Raw genomic sequence first — 10,437 nt, forward strand, 5'->3', positions numbered from 1 at the left:
GAAATTAAAAAAGAATTCGAAACTGAAAATGGCATAACAGGTCTTGTCCGTGTTTTTAAAGCAAATTCCCATATTCGAATGAATTGGAAACCGAAAAATTGGGAAAATATGTCAACAATTCAAATTAGAGTAATTGGAAATCAGACTAAGGCAACCATAGCCATCCATCGAGAGAAATTATTGAATACCGAACAGCGAAATGAAATGAAAGCATATTGGACTGAGATAATAAAGAAAATTGGAGCAGAACTGTTGTGATAGTGTCTTTACAAATTATTTATGGCACAATTCTGAATTTCTTTGATAACCGGCTGATAAGAATTTGAAAAAAGTTAAAGCTGTACGTTCAAAAAGATAAAACGAATAAAGCCAAAACTGAAAACAACGAACTCTCAACCAATAACTATCATAAAATAGAAAGATTCTAATATTAATTTTGACATTACATTTTTCAAATATGTAAGCACAAGACAAAATAATAGTGTGGAAAAGCACTTATGTAAACACAACCGAATTTACCACCATTAATTTTAAAGACTCGATTGAAGTTAAGGGACACATCACAGGTCAAGGATTGGGGAAATTATTGAATGTAAATTATCAACTTGACATTAATAAAAAATGGGAAATTCAGTCAGTAAACATCAATTTTCAATCAGACAGTACGTTTAACATCTCACTCACAAAAAATAAAGACAATCATTGGGTCAATGAAAAAGGCAAAATCCTCGAACAATTGGATAACTGTATAGACATTGATATTGCCTTGACCCCTTTTACCAACACATTACCAATCAATAGGCTGGGTCTAGCAGTTGGAGAATCAAAAGAAATAGAAGTCGTTTACTTTGAATTACCTACCAAAAATTTTTCGCCTGCCAAACAGCGATATACCAATTTAGGAAATGGAGTTTACAAGTATGAAAATCTTTCTTCCGGATTTACTGCAAACTTAAAAGTTGACAGTCAAGGATTTGTTTTAGATTACCCAGGTATTTGGCATAGAGTGTTTTCAGAGCATGAAGCTACTGCAAGACAGAAAGAAGGATTTGCTTCTTCACTGATTTCAGATAACGCAAGTGACGAAATTGCTGGAAATAATATTTACGATTGGCTTATAGGAAGTTGGAATGTAGAAGCTGTTGATTATTTAGAAAACAATGAAATAATAAAATCACAAGGTGAATGGCATTTTGCCTATGTACTTGAAGGCAGAGCTGTACAAGATGTTTGGATTGCCCCGAAGCGTTTATTAAGAACACCAAACCTAAAACAGCCAAGAATTCGTTATGGTTCAAGCATACGTTATTTTGACGCAAAATCAAAAAAATGGTATGTTTATTGGTTCAATCCCGTGAGTAGTTCAGTAAGTAAACTTTATGGTTGGAAAGAGAAAAGTAATATTGTACAGGAAGGAACCGATGAAGATGGAAATATAATGCGGTGGACATTTCAGAACATAACCAACAAGTCATTTCATTGGAAAGGAGAAATTAGTACCGATAACGGAGAGACTTTTACTTTACAAGCAGAGTTCTTTGGAACACGAAAATATTAAACACCAAAACGAAAGTCTTTTCTACAACAATAGAGATACTTCAAACCATTGGACAACCTGACCCCGGCAACCGTATATTTTGGATTGGATCAAAGGAAATTCAAAAACATCAACTGATAAAGAAAAAATGTTGCTCAAAAGAATGAAAGAGCACCAAATTCAAGAGTTATAACTATTAACATATGAAATAACGAAGAATCCATTGCTCATTTTTATGACCACATATTGTGCTGTCCTCTATTCACAGGTCTTGTTTTTAAAGCAAATTCACACATTCGCTTGAATTGGTGACTTGCCCATTGGGGAAACGTGTTAACCGTTCAAATTCGAGTTATTGGAAACGAGTCAAAAACAACCATAGCCATCCATTAAGAGGAACTTTTAAATGATGTACAGAGAATCTAAGTGAAAGCATATTGGAACGAGATAATAAAGAAAATTGGCACTGAACTATTGTGAAGGTAATACTCAAATAAACCTAGAACTACTTAATTAAATATTCAACAATTCATACCAATTGTTCAGAAAACAACGACTAGTTGTTGAATCCAACTAAAAAGAGACCTTTTACAACTCATCGTAGTCAATTAAATTTCTTATTACTGGGCAGCGCAATCTACTTTTGCATAAACAAAATTGTAATAAGATGAACTTATTAAAAATTCAATCAAGTAAAAAGTATATAAAACCTTGGAAGGGATTTATATCTGTGGAAGACACTCAACTTTATCTTCAAGATTCAGGAGGTTTAGGCCCTGTTATTATTTACTTAAATGGCTCATATGCCAACCTCAAACACTGGGACCGTGTTATTCAAGAACTTGGCACAGACTATCGTCACATTTTGTATGATGAACGTGCCCGTGGTAAATCAAAGAAATCAAAGGATTACTCCTTTGATGCTTGCTTGCGCGACCTGACAGCTATTATCAAGGCAAGACAAATCAAAAATCCAATATTGGTTGGTTGGTCGTATGGAGCCATTTTAGCTACGCATTGGGTGAATAAAAATCCTGGAGTAGCTCGTGGAATAATAGCAATAGATAGTGCTGTACCTTATGGGCTTACGGGTGAAGAATCTCAAAAGCGTATTTATAAATTATTTAATCGCTTAAAATGGATTCTCCCTGTAATTGCTCCATTTGGTTTAGCTGCAAAAATGAGTGCTAAACAACATGCGGAAATCAATATCGAAATAAATGAAATTTCCGCAAAATTAGAACAAACCCTTATAGATATCAACATACCAGTATGGTATGTCTTTGCATCAGGCGAAAGTCGTGGCGGAGAAGCTCATGAATTTAAGGCCATGCGTGACAGTCTCAACCCCTTGTTGAAAAAAAATGAAAATTTGAAAGTATTTAAACAGGTAGAGAGCAATCACGAAAAGATTCTCTCAAAAGATTACAAAACGATAGGAAATGCTATTCAAACATTAAACAAGAACATTAAATAAATTTATATCCTTTTATTATGAATAACTCAAAACATTTAGGTCTGAAAATTTTAGAGGCACGAAAAAACATTAATTTATCACAGGCAAAACTAGCGAATATAATAGCCATTAGCCCTCAAGCTATTGGGAAGTGGGAACGTGGTGAATCAATGCCTGATATTATAATGTTGGATAAATTAGCTAAAGTCTTTGATGTAGATCTTAACTATTTTTCTAATGAAAGTAATAGTGGCTCACATAAAGTCGACCTACAGCAAAATTCAAATAAGCTACTTTCAAATGATTCAGGTACTCATTCCAATAACGACTATAGCTCAAATTGGGATATGTCTAGTGGGGATTGGGTAGATGCAGACTTTTCAGATTTGAAGAACCTTAAAGATAAATTCAGTAACTCTAATATGAAACGCTGTAAATTTATCGGTTCTGAATTATCAGGTCTTCTATTAAGAGGTAACAATATTGATGGATGTGATTTTACAGATTCTGAAATAAAAAGCAGTCAAATACAAAACTCTCAACTGATAAATAATGAGTTTCAAAATTGTGTGTTACAAGGGTCTGAATTTTCACAAAACCACATCAAAAACTGTAATTTTTCAAATGCCAATTTATCTAAGGTAAAGCTTATTTCAGGAACTTTTATAAATATAGAAGTGATAAAAACTGTTTGGAATCAAACCTCTTTTATTAAAATGTATTTTGAAAACATTGTTTTTGAAGGAAATATCGACAACTGTTCTTTTGATAATTGCAGATTTAAGAAAGTAACATTTCAAAATGCAGTATTAACCAATACCTTTTATAAAGGCAGAAAATTGAAAGGAGTTAAGTTTATCAACTGTAAAGCAGATAAAATGACTTACGAGTTTTTAAAAAATGCAAAGGCAGATTTGAAGGAGGTTACATTATTATCATATAAACAACTATGATAGACGAAAAAATAAACCTCTCAGAATTAAAAAATCTGAAGTTTGAATACATTAAAAATGAATATGTGGTAACTTTAGTTGATAACCAAGGCTTTGAAATATTAAAAGTGTATGGTATTTCAATTGTAGATGCAATCAATGATTTACATCAAAATTTAATATAAAATTAAAATTTAACAATTGTCTCCTATTGGTCACAAATTGTAATTTAAATAAATTAAAAACAATCTTAGGTCAAGAAAGTAACCAATACATCGAAAAGGTAAAGAACTGGAAAGAACAATCCCTGAATTTGTCAGGTATCATGCCTTAATTTCAATTGCAGTAGTTTTTCCATTTCCGCAGTTTCCTGCAATACAAACTAATTTCATAAGAACTAAATATTATTTTTTTAACTTCTTTGTAGATATTAATTATAATTCTTTTAAGCAAAGTGAGCGTTATCAATAATTATCTCTTTGCCGACGTACAACGATTAAAAGTAGGGCTGTAAATAAGCGATAAATTTTCAGTTTAGCAAGAAGTCATATTTTTAATTTTCTTGTTTTCAAAAATACAAATTAAAAATATGGCGACCTCTCATACACGCACAAGCCTTTGTTCAAACACACTACCTACCCTACTTTTTTTATACATATAAGCGAGAGGCATTTCTACTTGTAGTTGATTGTTTTTATAAATGTGTTCCAATCTTCTTTCCCGAAATTATTATTTGGAGAAAGATTCACGCCTGTTCGAAACAGTTGATGCCGAATATCATTAGTCATTTCCGTTTGTATTTCCCAGCTAGGGTGGAATTCTTTTAAATAACTATCAGTCATTTTTTCAAAAGAAAGTATTTTAGGCCCTCCAAAATCTGGAAGTAAACCTTTTGGCGATTCTAAAGATATTCTTGCTAATAATTCAGCAACCTCTTGCGTACCAATGGATTGAAATTTTAACTCTTTTGGGATTTTCAAAATAGACTTATCGTCAGTCGTTTCATTGATAAAATTTTGTATCAAATTAACTACAAAACTGTGGAATTGTGTAGTCCTTACAATTGTATAAGGAAATCCACTATTTGACACTAAGTTTTCCACCTCAAGTTTTGCCTGATAATAAGGATAGTCGCTCTTATCAACCCCGACAATAGAAATATAAACAAAGTGTTTTATAGCACGACTACCAATTGCTTTTAATAAATTTTTTGTACCCTCAACATCTACCAGTTGAAAGTCCCTAGGGTTACTGGCACAATGTATGACAACATCAACATTATTAGTCGCTTTTTTCAGTCCAGTATTTTCGGCTAAGTTACCCATGTAATACGTAATGTTGTCTTCTTTAGTAGGCGTGAAGGTTTTAGTTGATAAAACTCCTACTTTATAATTTTGCGATATAAGGGTCTTAGCAACTTTTCTCCCAAGATGTCCAGTTCCTCCAGTAATTAAAATCCTGTTCATAATTCTTTTAAAATTTATTTTCTGTTTATTTTTTCTTGAAGATTGGATTTCACATTATTAATCCATTCGTCCTTCAAAATACTCAATACAATAAGGTCAATTCGGTTTCCTTTTGCGTCAAAACTAAAATTCCTCAAAACTCCTTCTTCGACACAACCAATGCTTTTCATAGCATTAATGCTTCTTTTATTAGCAATATTGGCTTTAAATGCTACGCGTTCGTATCCTAATTGCTCTAAAGCAAATTCGAGCAATAAATATTTTGAATTTTTGTTAATGTAAGTTTCTTGATGATCTTTTCCATACCAAGTGTAGCCTAATTCCAATGTTTTGGTGACCTGGTTTATTAAATAAAATCTGGTGCTACCTACCATTTTATTTTGCAATTTGTCTATCACGACAAATACATAATCGGTTTGTTTTTTTCTGTTTTCAATAGCAGTTTTGATGTATTGCCTTAAATTATCTTCTCCGTTTGCACCAAAAGCATTGAAATCCCAAATATCCAATTCGTTTAAAGAATATCGTAAAAGTTGATCAAAGTCATTTTCAACCAATGGTCTTAAAAGTACTTTGTCGTTCTCTAAAATATAGTCTTTTTGAAAGTCAATCATTTTTGTTTTTTCATAATTTTGTCGTAATAATATATAAAAAACCTCTTAATTATTTTTTGCAAAAAATATTTGAATCGGATAATGTAGAAAATACTCATTATTAATTTCTGTGACATTTATTCCTAAATCATCTACTCCAACATCTGCAACAATCATATCTTTTAAAGCTATTGGATTACTCGGAAAAGATGCTTCAAGCTGCTCATTAAGTCCAATTTTCATTGAATAAAAATCAGTATTAACATTTTTGAAACCTACTTTTTCAAAAAGACGATAAAATTCGGTTAATGAAAGTGCAGCAACATGAGAACAATCTCTATTTCTCTCCATTTCATTGTATTTTTTTATTTTAGTGTCTGGTAAAGAAACATCAACAACTATAACTACTCCATCGGGTTTACAGACTCTTTTCATTTCAGACAAACTTTAAGTGGATTTAAAAAATGATGAAAACCAAATCTAGAAACTACTATTGAAAAACTATTATCTTCATAAGGTAAATTCTCTACATCTCCTATTTGCCAAGTAAGGTTTTTAAGATTAAATTTTGTTTGTAATTTTTTAGCTTCATCAAGCATTCCTTGAGTCATATCAATACCTGTTACATGATTGGTGTGTTTGGCAAATTCGCACGAGACAATACCTGATCCACAAGCAATATCTAAAACTTTATCTTTTTTAGAAGCAGACGTTATTGAAATTAATTTTTCTAAAGCATCGCTATGTGAAGTTATCGCACTATAACCGCTTGCTTGTTTTGAAAATTGTTCTACAATGTTTTCATTATGTTTTTTAGTGTCCATAAATCTATTATTTTAATTTTCTCCAAAGTTCTAAACTTATCACTAAGTCACAATTACTATATTTGGACAATGAATAGCGAGTATCAGACAAATATTAAAATAGATTGGCTTTAAAACAGTAGTATGAAAATAAAGCCAATCTATTTTAAAACGGAAAAACGCCCGAAACTCTACTTTAGACTGCTCGGTTTATAGGGAGGAGGTCAAAAATTGTATATTTGGATTTACTAACAGTTCTAAATTGGGAAGGCTTACATAACCACTAACCGTTCTAATTAGTCTCTCCTTAGTTTCTTATTAGTTAATTGAATACCAATATTATAAGTTTTTTTGTTCAATATTGATGTTTATAATTGCAAGGTAGGAGGTAATAAAAATCTTATCGTGTTTATATGCTTCATTAATAAACTTATCAATTGTAATTGATGAATAAACTTCTCCTTGTAATTCAGTAAGTTTACAAATGAATGGGGAAAGAAAATTTTTTTCAATTTGTTGTATTAGTTGTTTTTTATCAATTGTATTAGAGCAATATATAGCTATATGTTTCATCTTTCTTCTAAATCATTTTCGTGTTATATTTCAAAATAAAATTTGCGTTAATCAAACTATGCTTTTTTGCTTTCTATATTGGGTAAAAAGCTTGTTAGAATCCCAATTAATGGTAAAAAGGCACAAACTTTAAATATATATACAATACTAGTTTCATCAGCAAGTTTTCCTAAAATAGCAGAACCCAAACCACCCATTCCAAAAGCAAATCCAAAGAACAGTCCTGCTACTAAACCTACTTTTCCTGGAAGTAATTCTGTTGCATAAACTAATATTGCTGAAAAAGCAGAGGAGATAATCAATCCTATTACAATGGATAAAATTCCAACCCAAAATAAAGACACATAAGGTAGCAAAAGTGTAAAAGGAGCCGCACCTAAGATAGAAATCCAAATCACATATTTTCTTCCAAACTTATCCCCTAATGGGCCACCTATTAAAGTTCCGACAGCTACCGCACCTAGAAAAGTAAATAAATAAATTTGTGATCCCTGTATGGATACATTGAATTTTTCTATTAAGAAAAATGTATAATAACTTGTGATACTGGTTAAGTAAAAATATTTAGAGAATATTAAAGCTAGTAATACCATCAATGAGAATGTTATTTTTCTTTGTGATAGATGATGTCTTGCTGTTTTTATAGTAGCTATTTTATTTTGCTGTTTTAATTCCAGCTGAATGCTATACCAAATAGCTACTTTATATAAAACAAAAACACCTATTAATGCAATAAGGCAAAACCAAATAATGTGTAATTGCCCAAAAGGAATTACAATTAAAGCCGCTAGTAATGGACCAACTGCACTCCCAGCATTTCCTCCCAACTGAAAAATTGACTGTGCTAACCCCTTTTTTCCACCAGAAGCTAAATGGGCTACTCTTGAGGATTCAGGATGAAAAATTGAAGAACCAATACCTATTAAAGCCACTGCGGCTAATAAATAATAAAAATTAGATGCAATAGAAGCAAAAAACAATCCTGATAAGGTAAAACTCATTCCAAATATCAAGGAATAGGGTTTGGATTTTTTATCAGTATACATGCCCACAAACGGTTGTAAAATAGATGCGGTGACTTGATAAATTAAAGTAATCATTCCGATTTGAGTAAAATTAAGATCAAATTTATCTTTGAATAATGGATAAACAGAAGGAATTACAGCTTGTAATAAGTCATTTATAAAATGAGAAAAACTAATTGTAAAAAGTATGGAATAAATTGTTTTTTGAGCTATTTCCGTATTTGTATTAATGCTTTTCATAAATGGTTGTTTTATGTTTATTTTTTTAAATAATAGCTGAATTATTTTTCACAAATATCCTAATAAATGTATTGCCTGAATTGGCATATTTGGACAATGAATAGCGAGTATCAGACATATCGATTAGTTGATTTTGGTTTTCAAATTAATTCAGATTTTCCTGTAATAGGATATTCGGAAATGGTAACCAATTCTATTTGTATATCACATTCACATCCAAGAGCACAACTTCTTTATGCTACTACTGGTGTAATGAACGTAGTAGTTAATAACCAAATTTGGGTAGTGAATCCATTACAAGGACTTTGGATTCCAGGAGGAGTAGAACATCAAGTTTCTTTTCAAAAAAATGTCAAATTATATAGTGTCTTCATAGATCCTTCTTTTACAGATGGATTACCAAAAACTACTTTTTCATTTGACATTTCCTCTTTTTTAAAACAATTACTATTTAAAATTATTTCTTTTAATACAGTTGATACTGTCTCAATTTCAGAAAAAAGAATTATGATGGTCTTTTTAGATGAAGTTACTTTAATACAACCTAGTATTACTTTTTTACCAACAACAAATCATGTAAGATTAAAGAATGTTGTACAGCTTTTACTTAACGATGTTGCTAGTAAGCAAACGATAGAATACTATGCTGAAATTTCATGTATGAGTAGTCGAAATTTATCTCGTTTATTCATCAAAGAATTGGGTATGAATTTTAGTGATTGGAGAATTCGTTTAAAACTTTTAGAAGCAATAAAAAGATTAGGAGAACAACAATCGATTAAAGAAATAGCTTTTGATTTAGGCTACGAAAGCTCAAGCTCATTCATTTATATGTTTAAAAAATATTTAGGAAAGACACCATCTAATTATATATTAGGAAATAAGGATTGAAATGTGTGAAATAGTTAAATGTTAATTAATTAAAAACCTTTATACAAATAATTAATACATTCGAAATTTCTCTTTCACTGTGTAAATGTTTTACAAAGAGTTTGTAACAACTGATAAATAATGAGTTTCAAAATTGTATGTTACAAGGGGCTGAATTTTCACAAAACCACATCAAAAACTGTAATTTTTCAAATGCCAATTTATCTAAGGTAAAGTTTATTTCAGGAACTTTTATAAATATAGAAGTGATAAAAACTGATTGGAATCAAACCTCTTTTATTAAAATGTATTTTGAAAACATTGTTTTTGAAGGAAATATTAACAACTGTTCTTTTGATAATTGCAGATTCAAGAAAGTAACATTTCAAAATGCTGTATTAACCAATACTTTTTATAAAGGTAGAAAAATAAAAGGAGTTAAGTTTATCGATTGTAAAGCAGATAAAATGACTTACGAGTTTTTGAAAAACGCAAAGGCAGATTTGAAGGAGGTTATATTATTATCATAATAAACAACTATGATAACTGGCAAAACACCATACTAAAACTTGAGGATAGGCCGTCACAAATGACTTTACTGAAAGAATAGAGTTGAGGCTCTCAAAATTGTTATAGAGCATATAGTAATTGAGGTTGAAAACAAATCATTAGTTAATGGAAAATATAAAAGAACATATCAATCAAATTGACTTTTTAAGAATCCCATTTACAGTTATTATTTTAGTTCTTATAAGTAGGATAGAATCAATGATTATGTCCATTTGTTACCTGCAAGCTGAAAACAATGAACAATGGAGAATAAAATGGAACATATAAATCCAGATGGACTATAAAAAATTCCGCATTTTCTCAAATCATAACGACTGAAGGAAACGGAAAGACAATTTATATAGGTGGACAAAATGCAGTAAATGGAAACGG

At 30.7% G+C, this 10,437-nt stretch carries 11 protein-coding genes and 1 pseudogene; 7 read left to right on the plus strand and 5 right to left on the minus strand.

Annotation, left to right across the window (positions count from 1 at the left end):
* The 5 genes and pseudogenes from ACSV4D_RS17820 to ACSV4D_RS17840 all read left to right on the plus strand — a co-directional run.
* Positions 1-258: pseudogene (locus ACSV4D_RS17820) on the plus strand (SRPBCC domain-containing protein); the annotation flags it as partial.
* Positions 259-481: 223 nt separating this feature from the next.
* The gene (locus ACSV4D_RS17825; RefSeq protein ID WP_439229339.1) at positions 482-1,558 is read left to right on the plus strand and encodes a putative glycolipid-binding domain-containing protein; all 1,077 of its coding nucleotides are present in this window, start codon (positions 482-484) and stop codon (positions 1,556-1,558) included.
* 646 nt (positions 1,559-2,204) lie between these two features.
* Entirely contained in the window at positions 2,205-3,014 is an 810-nt protein-coding gene (locus ACSV4D_RS17830) for an alpha/beta fold hydrolase (RefSeq protein WP_439229340.1), read from the plus strand.
* Between the two features lie 17 nt (positions 3,015-3,031).
* Positions 3,032-3,946: a helix-turn-helix domain-containing protein gene (locus ACSV4D_RS17835; RefSeq protein ID WP_439229341.1), complete on the plus strand. Its 915-nt coding sequence runs from the start codon at positions 3,032-3,034 to the stop codon at positions 3,944-3,946.
* Positions 3,943-4,110 carry a hypothetical protein gene (locus ACSV4D_RS17840; protein ID WP_439229342.1) on the plus strand — a complete coding sequence of 56 codons (168 nt, stop codon included), beginning with the start codon at positions 3,943-3,945 and terminating at the stop codon, positions 4,108-4,110. Before ACSV4D_RS17835 ends, ACSV4D_RS17840 begins: the two co-directional genes overlap by 4 nt.
* A gap of 489 nt (positions 4,111-4,599) precedes the next feature.
* Here the strand turns inward: ACSV4D_RS17840 and ACSV4D_RS17845 are convergent, their stop codons facing one another.
* The 5 genes from ACSV4D_RS17845 to ACSV4D_RS17865 form a co-directional block, all read right to left on the minus strand.
* A complete protein-coding gene (locus ACSV4D_RS17845) occupies positions 4,600-5,391 on the minus strand; it encodes an SDR family oxidoreductase (RefSeq protein ID WP_439229344.1) in 792 nt (263 codons plus the stop codon).
* 14 nt (positions 5,392-5,405) lie between these two features.
* Complete coding sequence (locus tag ACSV4D_RS17850; RefSeq protein ID WP_439229345.1) at positions 5,406-6,005, minus strand: GNAT family N-acetyltransferase; 600 nt, start codon at positions 6,003-6,005, stop codon at positions 5,406-5,408.
* A gap of 45 nt (positions 6,006-6,050) precedes the next feature.
* Positions 6,051-6,419, minus strand: coding sequence for a hypothetical protein (locus tag ACSV4D_RS17855; RefSeq protein ID WP_439229346.1), 369 nt, complete (start codon positions 6,417-6,419; stop codon positions 6,051-6,053).
* On the minus strand, positions 6,416-6,808 hold the full coding sequence (locus tag ACSV4D_RS17860) for a class I SAM-dependent methyltransferase (RefSeq protein WP_439229347.1): 393 nt from the start codon (positions 6,806-6,808) through the stop codon (positions 6,416-6,418). The genes ACSV4D_RS17855 and ACSV4D_RS17860 overlap by 4 nt, the downstream gene beginning before the upstream one ends.
* 608 nt (positions 6,809-7,416) lie before the next feature.
* The gene (locus tag ACSV4D_RS17865) at positions 7,417-8,625 is read right to left on the minus strand and encodes an MFS transporter (protein ID WP_439229348.1); all 1,209 of its coding nucleotides are present in this window, start codon (positions 8,623-8,625) and stop codon (positions 7,417-7,419) included.
* Between the two features lie 96 nt (positions 8,626-8,721).
* On the opposite strand from ACSV4D_RS17865, the gene ACSV4D_RS17870 reads away from it, so the two are divergent.
* A complete protein-coding gene (locus tag ACSV4D_RS17870) occupies positions 8,722-9,516 on the plus strand; it encodes an AraC family transcriptional regulator (RefSeq protein ID WP_439229349.1) in 795 nt (264 codons plus the stop codon).
* Between the two features lie 137 nt (positions 9,517-9,653).
* Positions 9,654-10,025, plus strand: a complete 372-nt coding sequence (locus ACSV4D_RS17875; protein WP_439229350.1) for a pentapeptide repeat-containing protein — start codon at positions 9,654-9,656, stop codon at positions 10,023-10,025.
* Positions 10,026-10,437: the final 412 nt, after the last annotated feature.

It is taken from the genome of Flavobacterium sp. ARAG 55.4 (genome assembly GCF_051846875.1).
GTDB lineage: Bacteria > Bacteroidota > Bacteroidia > Flavobacteriales > Flavobacteriaceae > Flavobacterium > Flavobacterium plantiphilum.

Coding starts and splice junctions, on each gene's coding strand:
- ACSV4D_RS17830 (WP_439229340.1), top strand. CDS start 2,205: ATGAACTTATTAAAAATTCAATCAAGTAAAAAGTATATAAAACCTTGG.
- ACSV4D_RS17840 (WP_439229342.1), top strand. CDS start 3,943: ATGATAGACGAAAAAATAAACCTCTCAGAATTAAAAAATCTGAAGTTT.
- ACSV4D_RS17855 (WP_439229346.1), bottom strand. CDS start 6,419: ATGAAAAGAGTCTGTAAACCCGATGGAGTAGTTATAGTTGTTGATGTT.
- ACSV4D_RS17865 (WP_439229348.1), bottom strand. CDS start 8,625: ATGAAAAGCATTAATACAAATACGGAAATAGCTCAAAAAACAATTTAT.
- ACSV4D_RS17850 (WP_439229345.1), bottom strand. CDS start 6,005: ATGATTGACTTTCAAAAAGACTATATTTTAGAGAACGACAAAGTACTT.
- ACSV4D_RS17835 (WP_439229341.1), top strand. CDS start 3,032: ATGAATAACTCAAAACATTTAGGTCTGAAAATTTTAGAGGCACGAAAA.
- ACSV4D_RS17845 (WP_439229344.1), bottom strand. CDS start 5,391: ATGAACAGGATTTTAATTACTGGAGGAACTGGACATCTTGGGAGAAAA.
- ACSV4D_RS17870 (WP_439229349.1), top strand. CDS start 8,722: ATGAATAGCGAGTATCAGACATATCGATTAGTTGATTTTGGTTTTCAA.
- ACSV4D_RS17875 (WP_439229350.1), top strand. CDS start 9,654: ATGTTACAAGGGGCTGAATTTTCACAAAACCACATCAAAAACTGTAAT.
- ACSV4D_RS17860 (WP_439229347.1), bottom strand. CDS start 6,808: ATGGACACTAAAAAACATAATGAAAACATTGTAGAACAATTTTCAAAA.